The sequence below is a fragment of the Tahibacter caeni genome, assembly GCF_024609805.1.
Taxonomy (GTDB): Bacteria; Pseudomonadota; Gammaproteobacteria; order Xanthomonadales; family Rhodanobacteraceae; genus Tahibacter; species Tahibacter caeni.
This window is the reverse complement of sequence record NZ_JANFVR010000098.1, coordinates 1-15304: the sequence shown is the minus strand read 5'-3', so window position 1 is coordinate 15304 and position 15304 is coordinate 1. Positions and strand designations below refer to the sequence as shown.

Sequence of the window (15304 nt, the reverse complement as noted above, 5' to 3'; positions counted from 1 at the left end):
CGGCGTCGCGCCGGCGGCCTTGCGTGCGCGCGGGGCGGGCAGTTCGGCGTCGGCGGCTTCGAAGGGCAGGCGGCTGCGGCCGCCGGCGGCGTGGTAGTCGGCGGCGAGGTCGCTGCCGACGTCGGCCGGGTCGAGTCCGCGTTCGCTGCCGAGGAAGTCGTACAGCGCCTGCACGAGGCGTTCCTGCGCGAGCGCATGGGTCTGGCCCGTGCGCGCGTAGAGCCAGTCGCTGAAGGCGAGGAAATGCGCGAACGGGCGCTCGCCGAGCAGGCGCGGCAGAGTGCGCGGATAGCGGCCGGAGTTCGCGACCAGGTCCCAGTAGCGCGCGAAGCGCGAGAGGCGCTGCATCGTCGCGAAGTCGATGAGGTTGGTCGCGAGGATGTTGTACGGCGGCTCGGGATTGAACTGCAGGCCGAAGTCGGCCGTGTGGCGCGCGATCGGCGCGCCGCGCAGGCGCTTGAGGATGCCGAACTGGATTTCGTGCGGCGCGAGCTCCACCAGCGTGTCGAAGCCGCGCGCGAACGTCTCCACGTCCTCGCCGGGCAGGCCGGCAATCAGGTCGACGTGCAGGTGCGCGGTGCAGTGTTCGCGCAGCCAGCGCAGGTTGGCCGCGGCGCGCTCGTTGTCCTGGCGCCGGGAGATGCGCGTCTGCACGGCCGGGTCGAAGGTCTGGATGCCGATCTCGAACTGCAGGGTGCCGGCCGGAAACCGCTGTATCGCGGCCTTCAGTTTTTCCGGCAGGTGATCGGGTATCAGCTCGAAGTGCACGAACACCGGATCGTCGGGCGCGACGCGCAGCTTGGCGAGGAAAAAGTCGAGAATCGCCAGCGACGTGTCGACCTTGAGGTTGAACGTGCGGTCGACGAACTTGAACTGGCGCGCGCCGCGCGCGTAGAGCCTCTCCAGATCGGCCAGGAACGGCTGCAGCGGGAACGGCCAGGCGGTCTTGTCGAGCGCCGACAGGCAGAACTCGCATTTGAACGGACAGCCGCGCGAAGCCTCGACGTAGAGATAGCGCCGCGCGACGTCCTCGTCGGTGTATTCGGCATAAGGCGGCGTCAACGCCTGCAGCGGTGGCTGCACGCCGGCGACGACGCGCTGCCCCGGCCGTTCGCCGGCGAGCAGCTGCGCGGCCAGGGTCGCGAAGCTGACTTCGCCCCAGCCGGTCACGACGTAGTCGGCTGCGGCGACGATGCGCTGCTCCGGTGTCTCGTAGCTGACCTCGGGGCCGCCGAGCACGACGACGAGCTCGGGCTGCAAGGTCTTGAGCAGCAGCACCAGCCGCGTGGTCTCGGCGACGTTCCAGATGTAGACGCCGAGACCGAGCACGCGCGGCGCGTCGGCGAGGATCTTCTCGGCGATGTCTTCGGTCTTCTGGCCGATGATGAATTCACGGATCAGGCTGCGTTCGCGCAGCGCGCCGAGATTGGCGCGCAGGCAGCGCAGGCCCAGCGAAGCGTGCGCGTAGCGCGCGTTGAGCGTGGCAAGGACGATATCGGGCATGACGCAAGTATGCGCGAGCCCGGCGCGCCGCGGAAAATCCGCCGGTCCTGCGAGTGCCGTCCGTGCGCCGGGCGAGTGTCGTTCCGCAGGTTGCCGGTGAGCCGCAGGCGGACCGCAACGTCGACGTGTCCGGTCCGCGTGGGCGTCGCACGGCAAGCCTGGCACCGCCCCGTCGCTGCGAGACGGTGGCTTCTGTTCGAGTGCCGCCGTGTCGGGGCTTCGGTCGAGGCATTTCGCGGCGGGAAGACGGCGATGTCGCGGTTCGCTGCGCTCACCGCAACCTGCGCAGGTTGCCGGTGAGCCGCAGGCGAACCGCGACATCGACGCACGATCCGCGCGCGAACCGAACTACAGCCGCGTCCAGGCGTCCTGCCAGTTCGTGCCGCTGCCGGGCGCGTAGTGATAGGCGCTGTCGATGTTGCACCAGCCGCCTTCGAGGAACGGACGGCAGCGATAGCGATTGCCGTCGCTGCCGAGCACGACGGTCTGGCCGGCGACGTAGTTGCCGATGCCGGCCGGGTAGACGTAGTCGCACTCGCCGCCGCCGGCCGGCTTCCTGTGCGCGATCGATACCGTGGTGCTGTGACTCGCCGAGCCGTCGCTGACAGTCAGGCGCACGACCAAGGTCTGGTCCTGGGCCGGTGCGGTCAGATTCAACGTGGTCTGCACGCCGCTGCTTGCACCGAGGTTCGCGTTGCTGCCGGAGACGAGGCTCCACTGGTGGCTCAGCGCCTGGCCGTCCGGATCGCTCGATCCGGCGCCGGACAGGTTCACCGATCCGGCACCGGTGACCGAGGTCGTGTTCGCGGCGATGACGGCGACCGGCGGCTGGTTCGTGTTCGGCAGGCGGATGTCGACCTGATGGTTGAGGTTCTGGCTCGTCAGGGTGTAGACGCGGTTCGCGCTGGCGCTCTGCTGCGGCGTGATCGCGCCGCCGGCGCCGGGCACGCCGATGCGCGCATTCGTCGCCTGCGCATTGACTGCGAGCGCGAAGCGGTACGGCCATTCGGTCGCGGCGCCCTGGCCGACGGCGACGGTGAACGGAATCGTCTCGACGTCGTTGCCGGCCGCGTTGAACAGCCGCAGCGTGACGACCGTGCCGGCCGGCAGCGCGTTCTGCGCGGCCAGCGCGCCTTCGTCGGTCCAGGCCGGATTCGGCGCGCCGCCGAACTCAACGTCGGTGCAGGTATAGAACGCTTCGGTGCTGTCGGAGCGCTGCCAGACCGTGTAGATCGTGTGCTTGCCGCTGAGCTCCGGCAGCGCGCAGCGGAAGCGGTAGTAGCCGTTGTCGAGCGGCACCGAGCCGAAGCGGCAGAACTCGAACAGGTCGGACCAGCGCAGCGGCTCGACCGGCGAATGCCCCGCGCGCGTGACGTAGAAGATCCAGTCGCGGCTCGCATGCGGCGCGGTCGCGCGGAACACGAACTCGAACGTGCCGTCGGCGCCGTTCGCGACCGGTGTCGCATACCAGTCGCTGCGTGCGAGGTCGAGGCCGCGGAAGGTCGGGTTGTTGCCGCTGCAGAGCCTGCCGTCGGGCACGACGGCCTGGTGGTTGCCGTTGGCGTTGGCCTGGTTGATGCCGGTCCAGTCGTAGAAGGCCTGCGTGCCGCCGGCGTCCTTGAGCGCGCGGCAGGCCGGATCGCCGGGGTTTTCCGGGTTGTTGAGAAAGCAGTGATAGATGCGGCTCTCGGGCACGACCATGGAGCCGTGGGCCTGGCTGCGTTGCGGCAGCACGGCGGCGCCGGCGGCGACGAGCACGGCGAAGGACGAGCGTAGGGCGAGCGAAGCGGACACGACGAGTCTCCTGCGGCAGGTTGGCAGACACGCGCCGGCGCGCACCGCGGACACCGGGAGTCCATCGGTCGCGACGACGCAGGTTCCGCTGCCCGGAGGTGGATAGACAGTCGGTGATCGCGCACGCAAGGCGTGCCGGAAGGCGCGGCATCGTCCGCGCAGTGCAGCGTTATGGTTATGGGCGTCGCGTAGTATGCGCAGCGGCCGCGGCGCCGTTGTGAACCAATAGACTTATCGACAAAGCGGCCCTGCAGCAACGCGGGACGCAGCGTCGCTGCGGATCGGTCGACGTCATTCCGTTGCGGCATATGGGCGATGCGGCCGGGCTCGACGGCCGATCACCGATGCGTGATGCGACGGGCGTGGCGCTCGCGACGGCAGCGGCGGCCGTCGCCGTCGTGCCCGTAAGGTCGCGGCCTCCGCCCCACGGGCGGCAAGCCTGAACCACTGCGAATCGACACTGCAAACTTCCGCATACACGCCTTCGCCGCGGCATCTTGAGCGTAGACTGCGGCGCGCCGGCGCGCTGCCGGTAACCACCCACGGAACCGTGCCATGTCATCGATCCATCGTTCGTCCGTCGTCTGCTTTTCCATCGCGGCCGTCCTGGCTTTCGCGGGAGCCGCCCCGGCCTTCGCCGCCGACCAGGCCAAGACGCTGACGCCTCAGCAGCAGCGCATGTCCGATTGCAATGCCAAGGCCGCCGGCAAGAAGGGCGACGAGCGCAAGACGTTCATGTCGGCCTGCCTCAAGGGCGAGAGCGAGACCACCGCGCAACAGACCCAGCAGGAAAAGATGAAATCCTGCAATGCCGACGCGAGCAAGAAGTCGCTCAAGGGCGACGAGCGCAAGGCGTTCATGAGCACCTGCCTCAAGGGCGACGGCGCCGCGGCTGCGGCGGCGCATTGAGTCTCTGCACCGTCTGGCCATGCGGGCACGGTCGAGCGGCAACCCGGCCGGAAAAGGAGCGCGAAATGCGCTCCTTTTTTGCTTTCTTCCGTCAGGCACGGAAGCCGGCCGGGCGGAGCTCATCCGGCCGGTATTGCGCCGTGCAAGGCGGTTTGTCGCCGACGGCGTCCGTCAGGCTGGTGTAATGATCCCGATCGTGCGGCCATCGCCGATCCCGTCGGTCCCATCGGGCCGGCATGCGCTGGGCGAATGCGCGATCGCCTCGCCGCTACTGGCACTCGCCGGACGAAGATGCCGCAGGGGTGTCCGCTGCGTGAGCCGCGCACGGGACCGATGCGGTTCCGGGCGCGAGATCTGCGAGGACGGGCCGGGACCTCCAGACCCGCACGCGTTGCGCTACGCTGAGGCGCCGTCGACGCCCGGCCGAGGCGGCTCGGACATCGGCTCGGGCGTCATCACTCCATCCAGTGTCGGGTTGCATCCATGCGCGCGCTTTCTGCTTGGGCTGCCGGTCGGCCCACATCGACGTTCTTCGTCCTGGCCTATGCCATTGCATGGCTCGCCTGGGCGCCGCTGGTACTGTCCAGGACGGGTATCGGACTGCTGCCGTTCGACCTGCCGCTCTGGAGCATGCTGCCCGGAAGCTATGCGCCGTTGCTGGCCGCAGTGATCGTCCAGCGCCTGTCGTCGGGCAACTGCCGTATCGGCGACCTCGTGCCTTATCCGGGAGCGGCGTTGATTTCGGCGGTGCTGGGGTGTCTGCTTGTCGCAGTGGGCTTCGTGATCCTGCCGGGCCTCTGGCTCGGCGGCGGCGTCGTGAGGTCCTTCGAATGGGCCGCCTTCGCCGTCTACCCTTACGGTGTGCTTCGCGCCGCACTGATGGCCGGGCCCGTCGGCGAAGAGCCCGGCTGGCGAGGATTTGCGCTGCCGAGGCTGCAGCACCGGTACGGTCCGCTTCGCGCGGCATTGCTGCTCGGTCTGCTGTGGGCGCTGTGGCACGCGCCGCTGTTTCTCGTGCCGAGCTGGAACGGCACGGCGCCCTGGGTCTATTTCCTGCTGGTGGGCGGGTTCGGCTTCGTCATGAGCCTGTGTTTCAACCTGTCCCGCAACAGCATCCTGGTCGCCATCCTGCTGCACGCCGTCTTCAATGCCTCATCGGGCGTTCTCGGTCGGTTTCTGGCGCATACCGAGATCACCGGCGAAATCCGGCCGGATCTCGTCCTTGCCGGCTCGTTCGCCGTTGTCGCCGTCCTGATCGTCCTGGCGACGCGCGGTCGCCTCGGTCTCGCCCTGCGATGACGTGGCGAAGTCCGGTCCGCTGCCACGCCGATCGGCTGGTCCCGTCACGCGTACCGCGACGTTTGGGTCGCGCAGCGGCGGCTGCCGCTGCGCGACCGGCGACTCATGGCGACAGATAGCTGCTGATGCTCGAATAGACGTCGGCGAAGCGCGAGTAATAGTCCGGATCGCTCGGCGCCGAGCAGTACGAGAGGCCGCCGTACAGGCCGCCGCGCAGCTGGTAGCTGCCGGTGCCGCTGACCGTGAACAGGCCCGAGCCCGACGAGCCGCCTTCGGTCACGCCGGTGGTCCAGCGCACGCGATAGAACGGTCCCTTGCCGTCGATGTTGCCCGACAGCAAGGTCACCGTGCCGAGCGAATATTTCTTCACGTCGCCGGCCGGATGGTGGATGCCTTCGATCGCCGTGTTCGTCGCGGCTATCGCCGCGCTGGTCCAGCCCGCATAGACGGCGCCGGCCGGCGGCGCGGTCTTCAGTTCGAGCAGCGAGGTGTCGCGCGCGCTGTTGTTGTGGCGCAGGTAGGCGCCGCCGGTCAGGGTGCGCGCCGCCGAGCTCACGGTGGAGCCGTTGCAGGTCGTGACCTGGTAGAACCAGTAGGTCTGCAGGGTGTTGGCGACCGACTGCGTGCTGATGCAGTGGTTGGCCGTCCAGAACAGGTGCTTCTTCGGCGAGTTGCTGTTGTTGAGCAGGGTGCCGGTGCAGAGGTAGGAACTGCTGCCCTTGGTGAAGACCATGCGCGCAACGGCGTTGGCCGTGCTCGTGAAGCCCGACGGCGGGCTCGTGCGGCAGACGATGTCGCGTTCGCAGTAGTCGCTTTCGCCGACTTTCGTCCCGATCGCTTCGTCGGTCGAGGCGGGATCGATGTCGAAGTGCGACAGCTGCGGAATGCGCAGCGACAGCGACTCGGCCTGCACGCCCGGCGCGAGCACGATCTCCATCGTCAGCGCGTCGCCGCGCACGACCGGCGACCAGGCCGCTTCGCCCTGCGGCAGATCGCGCCCGGCCATCTCGAAGGTCTGGCCGTCGGCGCCGCGGAAGCGCAGGGTCAGTCCGCGGAGGTCTGCGCGGACCCGATCGTTTGGCGTGCCGAACACCAGCGCGGCGCGCAACGCGAGCGCGCCGTCGGACTGCAGGCGCAGCTGCGCGCCGCGTGCGCCGCCGGCCAGCGGCTGCCAGTCGAGGCTCGCGAGCTGCAAGGTCTTGTCGCCGGTCTCGCGGCCGAACGCGACTTCCAGCGGTTCGCCGCGCTTGTCCTGTAGGCGCCGGCGCTCGGCCAGCAGGCTCAGTTCGGCACTGTCGGGCGCGGCCAGCGCGGCGACGAGCAGCGGATTGGCGAGGGTTTCGAACTGCCCGGCGCCGGTCGCGCCGGCGTTCGCTTCGGCGGTGACGGCTTCGGAATCCATTTCGGCAGCGAGGCGGTTGTTCTGGGCCATGGCCGGCGCGACAGCCAGCGACAGCAGCGCCGCGACGGCGGCCGCAAGACGGTGTGTACGGTTCATCGACGACATTCTCCCTCAAGGTGTAGCGGATCCCCCGATGCCGCGCCCCGGCGACGGCCGGGGCGGCGTCACTCTACGGAGCGCGCCGCGCAACGCACGCCGCAATGCAGCACTTTTTCCATTTCATGATGTGATCGTTATGGAAAAGTAAACGCACGTCGTTCTGCGCGGGCTGGTTGGCGCCGATGGAGGCGCGCGCCGCCGGGCGGACGGTGACGTCGGGCGGCCGCCGGAGATGCCGGGATCGATGCGGTGGTTCGCCGCGACCGGCCGCGACGTACCTGCGTTCCGGTCCGTCTTTCGCAGGAATGTGCGATAACGGCCGGCCGCTGCGGCACGCCGGTGCCGGCGCGAGCCGGATATCGCGAAGGGCGGTACGGCTACCAAGGGGAAGAAATGGCACGTGTGGCGGGAATGGGTTTGCTGCTGTTCGTGGCGATCGCGGCGGGACGGGCCGGGGCGACGCCCCTCGTCACGCCGTACGCGACGAGACAGTCGACGTCCTACGAAGGCGGCTATCGCCTGGACCTGGAAGTCTGCGGAGACGTGCTGTGCAGGCTCGAGCTGGTCCTGCCGCACGCGCGGTTCCGGGTTCCGGCGGAAACACTGCGTGCGATCGTCGATCCGGACATCGCCGCGCCGGATTGTTCGTCGATCCGTCGCGCAACCCGCCGGGCATGGTTCTCGTGAAACTGCCGGTCATCGACTTCGACCGGAAGCACCTGCCGATGCAGGAGGTGTTCGTCGTCGAGTTCTCCGACGAGGGCCTGAAGAAGATCTGGCGGGTCGAACAGTCCGCGCCGGAATGAAGACGGCGCGCCGGCCGCGTCCCTGCTTGCCGTCCGGCCCGGTTCCGCCGCTTCCGTCGGCAAGATGCGCTGCGCCGGCATGGCCGCTGCAGGCACTGCCGCACCGGTCCTGACGAACGCTCGCCGGTCGGCGGCAGCGAACGAGTCGGTGCGGCGCCGCGGGCTCGCCGGGGCTGCTTGCGCGGGACTACTCGTCCCCCGGCTGCGCGTAATGCTCGATGCCGCGCTTTTTCTTCTCCGTCGCCACCATCTCGCGCACTTCGCGCAGCAGCTGCTTCGCGTCGTAGACGATGCCGTCCTTGATCGTGTAGTCGACGCCGCCGACGCGCGTGGGTCGCCCATCGCTGCCGAGGCGGATGTGGCCGGTGCCGTAGAGCACCTTGAGGTTCGCGAGCGGGTTCTCCCTGACCACGGCGATGTCGGCGAGCTTGCCGGGTTCGAGCGAGCCGATGCGGTCGGCGGCGCCGAGCGCCTGGGCGCCGTTGAGCGTCGCCGCGCGCAGCACTTCGAGCGGATGGAAGCCCGCTTCGCGCAGCAGTTCTAGCTCCTCGATCGTGCCGAAGCCGTAGATCTTGTAGATGTAGCCCGAATCGCTGCCGACGGTGACGCGGCCGCCGCGGTTCTTGTAGTCGTTGACGAAGGCCATCCAGCGCCGGTAGTTGTCGCGCCAGGCGACTTCGTCCTCGGTGCCCCAGTCGAAGAAGAAGCTGCCGTGGTGGTCGCGGTTCGGCGTGAAGAAGTCCCACAGCGACGGCAGGGTGTAGCGGTCGTGCCATTCGGCACGGCGCACGCGCATGAAGTCGCGGCTCGCCTGGTAGATCGTGAAGGTCGGGTCGATCGTGAAGTCGAGATCGAGCAGTTCCTTGATGACGGCTTCGTACTTGTCGCTGCCTTTCTCGGCGGCCTGCGCCCAGAGGCGGCCGGCCTGGCCGAAGCGGTCGGCTTCGTTGCTGTAGTTGTAGGCGGCCGGATAGTCCTGCACGGTGCGGTCGTCGAACAGCGCTTCGGGCAGGCCGTACCAGTGTTCCATCGAGGTCAGGCCCCAGCGCGCCGTGGTCAGCACGTTGACGCGCGCGACGTCGAGCTGCGCGTGATGGCAGGCGCTGCGCATGCCTTGCTTTCCGAGTTCCTCGAACGCGGCCTGCAGCACCTCGGGGCGGTAGCCGAAGCACTTCATGCCGACGGCGCCTTTCTTTTTCATTTCTCGCACCCATTCGCGCGCTTCCTCGGGCGTCGTCATGGGCTTGTCGCGGCCCATGCCGAAGTACGCATACGGGAAGATGCGCGGGGCGACGATGGCATTGGCCGCGCTGCGCCGGGTTTCCTGAGCGCACCAGTCGATGCCGTTGCCGCAGGCCGGGTCGCGCACCGTCGTGATGCCGTGGCCCATCCAGAGTTTGTAGACGTAGTCGGCGCTGACGCCCTGTTCGTCGCCGCCGATGTGGCCGTGCATGTCGATCAGGCCGGGCATCACGTAGTAGCCGGTCAGGTCCATCTCGCGGCCGCCGGCCTTGAGTTTTGGCCTGTCCTCGGGCCGTATCGAGGTGATGTCGGCGCCGAGCATGCGGATCTCGCCGATGCGGTTGCCTTCGATGACGACGTCGGCCGGGCCGTAGGCCGGGCTGCCGGTGCCGTTGATGACGTTGACGCCGCGCAGGATCAGCTGCGTATACGGTCCGTCGCCCTCGTGGCGGTCCCCGCCCGGTGGTATCGATGCGAACGCCGGCGCGGCGAGCAGGGACAGGGCGGCAAGCAGCAATCGTTTCATCGGAGCTCCGCGGAAAGGCTCGGTCGGTCCGTCATCTGGCTTCAGCGCCGCCGGCGCTGCCTGTGCCGAATGTCACGGCTGGCGGTCGGCGAGGCGGTGGCTGTCGCCGGCCCCGAGATCGAGGCCGTAGACCTTCTTCAGGTCCTGTATGCGCTTGAGCGTCGTCGCGGAGAACGGCGGCTTGTTCTCCAGCGCATGCAGCGCGATGCCTTCGAGCAGGTCGCCGAGCGACAGGTCGAGGTATTCGGCGAGTCCCTTGAGCACCTTGAGCAGGCGCTTTTCCAGGCGCACGCCGGTCTGCACGCGTTCGATCCCGATCGGCGGCGCGGAAGCCTTGCTCGTTCTGCGCGTCGTGCGGGCGGCCATGGCATTCGTCCTCGGTAGAGAGGGCGTCGACTCTAGCAGCCGCCGGCCGGTTTCGTGATAAGGTACGTATGTACCAAGATAACAACGGTGAACGATCATGAGCTGGAAGGCGATGACGGCCGAGGCCGGTTTCGAGCTCGCGCTGAGCGTCGAAGGCGCCTTGCCGCTGTTCACGGCGGAAGGGGAGCGGCGCTGGGTGCCGGGCTGGGAGCCCGAAATGCTCGGCGGCGACGGTGCCGCGGGCAGCGTGTTCGTGACGCGCACGAACACGGTCGAGACGGTCTGGGTCGTCGTCGACTACGACCCGCAGCGCGGCATCGCGCGCTATGCGCGACACGTCGCCGGCGTGCACGCAGGACTCGTCGAGGTGCGCTGCGCGGCATTGTCCGCGGACCGCTGCGCGGTGCGCGTACGCTATACGTTGACGCCGCTGGCGGAGGCCGCCGTCGCGGCGCTGGCCGAGTTCTTCGAACCGCAGCGGTTCGCAGATTCCATTGCGGGCTGGAAGCGGCTCATCGTCGCTGCGGGACTCGCTGCAGACTGAGGCCGCCGGTGCGGCGGAATCGGGTGCCGACGATGCGTGTCACGCCGGCGCCGGGCGGCCGAGGCGTCGGAGGGCGGTGGGTCGCGGTCCTCTTGCGACGGCTCGGAATGCACGAAGGACCAAAAAAGCGCGCGGGATCGCTCCCGCGCGCTTCGAAGGTGCACCGACGGCGGTCAGCGCGCCGCGTTCGCGTTCATCGTCGAATTGCGCGACGAATCGAGGTACTGCGCCGGGTCGCGCATGCCGCTGGTATGGCACTGGCCCGTCGTGTGGCCGCGGTTGACGCCGCCGCTGAGCTGGCCGTTGGTCTGCTCGGTGGTGCCGTCTTCCGGATCGCTGAGCACGAGGTCGGTGGCGATCTGGCAGTAGTCGTTGGTCCACCAGTTCGTCGTGCGGAACGAGGTCGTGTAGTAGTTGACCTTGGCGCGCGACGAGGTCGGGATGCCGGCGAGCCAGGCCGACGCGCCGCTGTAGCTCAGGTTGTCGTTCGTGCCGCAGCCGACGCCGAACCACGAGCCGAGGGTCGCGAGGATGCCGGCGAGGTTGGTGCCCTTGTACGGCGTGCCGACCGACTGGATCAGGCGCGAACCGGTCGCGTTGTCGAGACCGCTCCAGTAGTAGGTGTACAGGTGCAGCGACGCGGCGCCGCCCTGGCTGTGGGCGACCGTGCCGAACGAGTTCCAGGTGCTGCCGTAGCTCTGCAGCAGACGTGCGAACTGGTCGTGGCTGCGATTCTGGTTCGCGTCGAGGAACGTCGACGCGCTGGAGAACTGCGACGCCGGCCAGACGCCGCCGGAGCAATAGCCGTGCACGAGGATCAGGCGCGAGCCCACGCCCTTGATCGCGTCGGCGCCCGTCGGGCGCGGACCCATGCGCATGGACTCGGTGATCCCGGCCGGTGCCTCGACGAACTGGCGGCGGTCGGGCAGCTGCAGATCGAGCTTGCCGGCGCTGGCCAGGGTGACGAAGTGGTCCGGATCCTCGATGCGCAGGTCGCGCAGCTCGAACGGACCCTGCGCCTTCGCGCGCGTGATCCAGCGCGAATCGAAATTGAGGCCCAGGGTGCCGCCCTTGTCCGGCGAGACCATGCCGCCGACCCACGCCACGGCGACGGGCGTGCCGTTGCCGTCGCGGCCCCAGACTTCCGCATACGCGCGGTAGTGCTGGTCGGGCTTGTTCGCGGCGACCGGCAGATCGAGCGAGACGCGGCCGTCGCCGCGCATCGTCGCGCCGACCGTGGCCGTGCTGCGCAGCTGCAGGCTCGCTTCGACGACCGGCAGCACGTGCTCGGCCGTGCGCACGATCTTCAGGCCGTCGGCATTCGTGCCGTCGGCGACGACCTGGGCCAGATAGCTGCCGCTCTTGTCGGCGACGAAGCCGGCGCCGTAGACGCCGTCGCCGGCGCGCGCGTCGGCATGCAGGCCGTCGTCGAACATCGGGTGGCTGCTGACGGTGCCGTCGGGCGCGGTCACGCGCAGGGTCGCCTCGCCGATGCGCGCGGCGGAGGTCTGCTTCGCGCTGCGGTTGCCGCCGAGGGTCGCGACGACGTCGAGGCGTTCGCCGACGATCTGCCGGCGATGCGCCGGATAGGACAGCAGCTCGGTGCTCTCGTCGCCCTCGAGCAGTACGTAGCCGGACTGCGAACGGCTGGAGCCCGCATCGATCTGCAGGGTCCAGGTGCCCGATTCCAGGCCTTCGACGGCGTAATAACTGGCCGGCACGCGCGCTTCCTCGAGTGCGAAATCGGCCGGCTTCGCCGCCGCGCGCAGCTCGTTGGCCGCGATGCGGCGGCCGGTCGGCGACTGCAGCTGCAGCTGCCAGTCCGAGTTGTTGCCGGAGAAGACCAGGAAGCGCACCTTGCCGTTCTCGACCGGCAGCGCCATCTGCCAGCCGGCGTCGCGCTCGCTCATCTGCACCGGCAGCAGCGCGCTGTGCGAGTAGATCGCCGATTCGGCCGGATCGGGCACGCGCATCTGCGCGAACTCCTCGGGCGGACCCGACAGCTGCTTCGGAATTGGGGCGGCAACGGCGGCAAGCGGTGCGGCGAACAGCAAGGTCGAAACGACGGCCAACGTCAGGGGACTTCTGGTCACGGTCTTCCCTCCCGAAGAACTGTGGTGTTGTGGATTTTTCTACTGGGTCTTGCGGTCTTTCCCCGATCAGTGCGACGCCCCGCGACCGGCGAGGCGAACGGGTAACCTACTCAAACGAGCGTTCGATGCACGCTGCGGCGCAGCACGGAAGGCGGAGCCGGAGTCCCGGAACGTCGGTATCGCGACCGGCACCGGTGTGGCCTCGGGCCGGTTTTCCGCCGGGCCCGCTGCTGGACTCATCCGGCCGGGCGGAACGATGATCCGTGGGCCATCGGCTCCGAGGGGAAGAAAAATGCAAGGGATTCGCAAGACAGTCGTCGCGGTCGCGACGGCGATCCTCGCGGCGGGCGCGGCCGGGGCGGCCAGCTATCGCGTGTTTCCGGTGCCGGTCGCGAGCCCGGACCACGGCGCGCAGGCATTGGTCACCGACCCGCAACAGGCCGAAGCCTCGCCGTTCGGCTGGCACGACACGAACGGCGCGGCCGGTCCGGAGTTCACGATCCTGCGCGGCAATAACGCGGTCGTGTACACGGACACGGACGCCGACGACGCGCCCGACGACAGCGGCCCCGACGGCGGTCCCACGCTGCTGTTCGACTTCGCCTGGTCGCCCGCGGATCCGCCGGCCTCGTACAAGGACGCGCTCGCGACGAACGCGTTCTACTGGGTCAACATGCTGCACGACATCTTCTACCGGCACGGCTTCGACGAGCTCGCCGGCAACATGCAGCAGAACAACTACGGTCGCGGCGGTCTCGGCGCCGATCCGGTGATCGTGGAAATCCTCGACGGTTCCGGCACCAACGGCGCCGACGGTTCGTACACGAGCGACGGCACGAGCCCGCGCATCCAGCTGCGCGAATGGACGACGACGGCGCCGCGGCGCGAAGGCAGCTTCGATGCGACGATCCTGATCTACGCCTGGGGCATGGCAGTGAACGGACGCATCGCCGGACCGGCCTGCGTGAGCAATCTCGAATCGCCCGGCAGCGGCTACGACGATTTCTTCGCGCTGCTGCTGACGACGGATTTCACGACGGCGACGCCGACGCAGCCGCGCGGCATCGGCACCTACGTGCTCGGTCAGCCGGTGACCGGTTCCGGCCTGCGCGGCCTGTCCTACACGACGGACCTGGAGGCCGACCACTACACCTATCAGGACACGCGCATCCTGTCGTCGCCGCAGGACACCGGCACGGTCTGGGCCAGCGCGCTGTGGGATCTGACCTGGAGCCTGGTCGACGCCTACGGCGCGAGCAACGACTGGTTCGACGGCAACGGCGCGGAGAACCGCATGCTGCGCCTGGCCATCCGCGCGCTGCAGCGGCAGACCTGCGCCGCCGGTTTCGTCGAAGCGCGCGACGCGTGGCTCACGGCCGACGCCGAGCTCTACACCGGCGAGAACCGCTGCCGGATCTGGAACGCGTTCGCACGGCGCGGCCTCGGGTTCTCGGCGGTGCAGGGACTCGGCACTTCCAACAGCGACAACACGGCCGCCTTCGACCTGCCGCAGGAGTGTCTGCCGGACCCGCTGTTCGCGGACGGCTTCGAGACACCCTGAAGGCGGCACGGCGAATGGCGCGGCGCCCGGCTGCGCCATCGCCCGGATTCAGCGTTTCGGCGCGGCGCGTTCTTCGCTCAGGCGCGCGTCGAGTTTCTTCGAGGCCGCCTCCGCATAGCGCCGGCAGGCGGTCGCGTCGATGAACGGGTCCGGCGTCACGCCTTGCGCACGCTGCGCGAGCTTGCCGGCGAAATCGGCGAAGCCCGGATGCACTGGCACGAGCACGTCGCAGGGCAGTGCCGCGACGCGCGCGATGCTCGCACGGAAACTCGCCGCGATGCCGCCGTTGCCGTCGGCGCCGCCGAAGCGGTAGACGTCGTCGGACACGGCGTTGAGGCTGTCGGCGTAGACGAGGTTCAGGCACTTGCCGTCGGCGCAGTCCTGCCAGCTCCAGGTCGTCGCGCCCGGCGTGTGGCCCGGCGTGTAGTGCGCGGTCAGCGCGAGCGTGCCGAGGCGCAGGGTCTCGCCGTCGGCGAGGACTTTCGCGTGGCCGACCTTCGGAAATGCGTTGGCCTCGGCGCCGAAATCGATCTGCGGATCGTCCTTCGGCGGCACGCCGGCGGCCAGCGCTTCGGCGCTGCGCCGGCTCGCAATGACCGTGGCGCGGCTCGCGCGCGCCAGTGCGGCGACGCCGCCGACGTGGTCGTAGTGCGCATGCGAGACGGCGATGTACTTGATCTGTTCCAGGCGGAAGCCGAGCGCGGCGATGTTCGCGGCGATCAGCGGCGCGGATTCGGGCAATGCGCCGTCGAGCAGCACGAGGCCGTCGCCGGAGTCGACGAGCACGGCCGACAGTCCCGCCGTGCCGACGTACCAGCTCTTGCCGTAAAGCAGGAACGGCTTCTGCGGCTGATTCCATTCGGTGCAGGAGCGGCAGTTCTTCGCCGTGTCGGGCTGCAGCGGCGCGGCGCCGGCGGCGGCGGCGAGAACGGCGGCGAGAACGGCGGACAGGCGGTGCGACGGCATGCGAAAGCGTCCGGAAGAAGGGGCGCGCAGTATGCGGTCGCGCCGCGGGCAGGCCGCGGCGCGAAATGTGGCGAAATTCTGCGCGTGCGCCGCGGGCTGTCCGGCGTGTCCCGGGGCGGTGAAGAACGGACGGGTGTTTCAACGCCGTCGGCGCGGCCTTCCCGGCGGCGGCGGGACGGCGGCGCCGGGAAGGC

General features: G+C 69.1%; 13 protein-coding genes. 6 read left to right on the top strand and 7 right to left on the bottom strand.

Going from position 1 to position 15304, the window contains the following annotated elements:
• Positions 1–1503, bottom strand: a 1503-nt coding sequence (locus tag NON22_RS10790) for a B12-binding domain-containing radical SAM protein (RefSeq protein ID WP_257386938.1), incomplete at its 3' end; no start/stop codon positions are given.
• Positions 1504–1851: 348 nt separating this feature from the next.
• Positions 1852–3297 carry a lytic polysaccharide monooxygenase auxiliary activity family 9 protein gene (locus tag NON22_RS10785; RefSeq protein ID WP_257386937.1) on the bottom strand — a complete coding sequence of 482 codons (1446 nt, stop codon included), beginning with the start codon at positions 3295–3297 and terminating at the stop codon, positions 1852–1854.
• Positions 3298–3852: 555 nt separating this feature from the next.
• Between NON22_RS10785 and NON22_RS10780 the strand changes: the two genes are divergently transcribed.
• Together NON22_RS10780 and NON22_RS10775 are read left to right on the top strand one after the other, a co-directional pair.
• Entirely contained in the window at positions 3853–4206 is a 354-nt protein-coding gene (locus tag NON22_RS10780; RefSeq protein WP_257386935.1) for a PsiF family protein, read from the top strand.
• Between the two features lie 483 nt (positions 4207–4689).
• Positions 4690–5505, top strand: coding sequence for a CPBP family intramembrane glutamic endopeptidase (locus tag NON22_RS10775; RefSeq protein WP_257386934.1), 816 nt, complete (start codon positions 4690–4692; stop codon positions 5503–5505).
• 103 nt (positions 5506–5608) lie between these two features.
• Here the strand turns inward: NON22_RS10775 and NON22_RS10770 are convergent, their stop codons facing one another.
• Positions 5609–7003 carry a trypsin-like serine peptidase gene (locus NON22_RS10770; RefSeq protein WP_257386933.1) on the bottom strand — a complete coding sequence of 465 codons (1395 nt, stop codon included), beginning with the start codon at positions 7001–7003 and terminating at the stop codon, positions 5609–5611.
• 414 nt (positions 7004–7417) lie between these two features.
• On the opposite strand from NON22_RS10770, the gene NON22_RS10765 reads away from it, so the two are divergent.
• Together NON22_RS10765 and NON22_RS10760 are read left to right on the top strand one after the other, a co-directional pair.
• Positions 7418–7693 carry a hypothetical protein gene (locus NON22_RS10765; protein ID WP_257386932.1) on the top strand — a complete coding sequence of 92 codons (276 nt, stop codon included), beginning with the start codon at positions 7418–7420 and terminating at the stop codon, positions 7691–7693.
• Entirely contained in the window at positions 7690–7812 is a 123-nt protein-coding gene (locus tag NON22_RS10760) for a hypothetical protein (protein WP_257386931.1), read from the top strand. Before NON22_RS10765 ends, NON22_RS10760 begins: the two co-directional genes overlap by 4 nt.
• Positions 7813–7999: 187 nt before the next feature.
• Here NON22_RS10760 and NON22_RS10755 read toward each other — a convergent pair whose 3' ends face one another.
• Both NON22_RS10755 and NON22_RS10750 read right to left on the bottom strand, forming a co-directional pair.
• Positions 8000–9580: an amidohydrolase family protein gene (locus NON22_RS10755; protein WP_257386930.1), complete on the bottom strand. Its 1581-nt coding sequence runs from the start codon at positions 9578–9580 to the stop codon at positions 8000–8002.
• A 72-nt stretch (positions 9581–9652) separates the two neighbouring features.
• The gene (locus NON22_RS10750) at positions 9653–9946 is read right to left on the bottom strand and encodes a hypothetical protein (RefSeq protein ID WP_257386929.1); all 294 of its coding nucleotides are present in this window, start codon (positions 9944–9946) and stop codon (positions 9653–9655) included.
• A 97-nt stretch (positions 9947–10043) separates the two neighbouring features.
• On the opposite strand from NON22_RS10750, the gene NON22_RS10745 reads away from it, so the two are divergent.
• Positions 10044–10490, top strand: coding sequence for a hypothetical protein (locus NON22_RS10745; protein WP_257386928.1), 447 nt, complete (start codon positions 10044–10046; stop codon positions 10488–10490).
• 173 nt (positions 10491–10663) lie between these two features.
• On the opposite strand, the gene NON22_RS10740 is transcribed toward NON22_RS10745, so the two are convergent.
• The gene (locus tag NON22_RS10740; RefSeq protein ID WP_257386927.1) at positions 10664–12583 is read right to left on the bottom strand and encodes a choice-of-anchor X domain-containing protein; all 1920 of its coding nucleotides are present in this window, start codon (positions 12581–12583) and stop codon (positions 10664–10666) included.
• A gap of 292 nt (positions 12584–12875) precedes the next feature.
• On the opposite strand from NON22_RS10740, the gene NON22_RS10735 reads away from it, so the two are divergent.
• Positions 12876–14144: a M36 family metallopeptidase gene (locus NON22_RS10735; protein WP_257386926.1), complete on the top strand. Its 1269-nt coding sequence runs from the start codon at positions 12876–12878 to the stop codon at positions 14142–14144.
• A 48-nt stretch (positions 14145–14192) separates the two neighbouring features.
• On the opposite strand, the gene bla is transcribed toward NON22_RS10735, so the two are convergent.
• Entirely contained in the window at positions 14193–15110 is a 918-nt protein-coding gene (gene bla, locus NON22_RS10730) for a subclass B3 metallo-beta-lactamase (RefSeq protein ID WP_257386925.1), read from the bottom strand.
• Between the last annotated feature and the right edge of the window lie 194 nt (positions 15111–15304).

Excerpts from the sequence above, each read along its gene's own strand:
- bla (WP_257386925.1), bottom strand. The coding sequence starts at position 15,110 with ATGCCGTCGCACCGCCTGTCCGCCGTTCTCGCCGCCGTTCTCGCCGCC.
- NON22_RS10750 (WP_257386929.1), bottom strand. The coding sequence starts at position 9,946 with ATGGCCGCCCGCACGACGCGCAGAACGAGCAAGGCTTCCGCGCCGCCG.
- NON22_RS10745 (WP_257386928.1), top strand. The coding sequence starts at position 10,044 with ATGAGCTGGAAGGCGATGACGGCCGAGGCCGGTTTCGAGCTCGCGCTG.
- NON22_RS10770 (WP_257386933.1), bottom strand. The coding sequence starts at position 7,003 with ATGAACCGTACACACCGTCTTGCGGCCGCCGTCGCGGCGCTGCTGTCG.
- NON22_RS10735 (WP_257386926.1), top strand. The coding sequence starts at position 12,876 with ATGCAAGGGATTCGCAAGACAGTCGTCGCGGTCGCGACGGCGATCCTC.
- NON22_RS10780 (WP_257386935.1), top strand. The coding sequence starts at position 3,853 with ATGTCATCGATCCATCGTTCGTCCGTCGTCTGCTTTTCCATCGCGGCC.
- NON22_RS10755 (WP_257386930.1), bottom strand. The coding sequence starts at position 9,580 with ATGAAACGATTGCTGCTTGCCGCCCTGTCCCTGCTCGCCGCGCCGGCG.
- NON22_RS10775 (WP_257386934.1), top strand. The coding sequence starts at position 4,690 with ATGCGCGCGCTTTCTGCTTGGGCTGCCGGTCGGCCCACATCGACGTTC.
- NON22_RS10765 (WP_257386932.1), top strand. The coding sequence starts at position 7,418 with ATGGGTTTGCTGCTGTTCGTGGCGATCGCGGCGGGACGGGCCGGGGCG.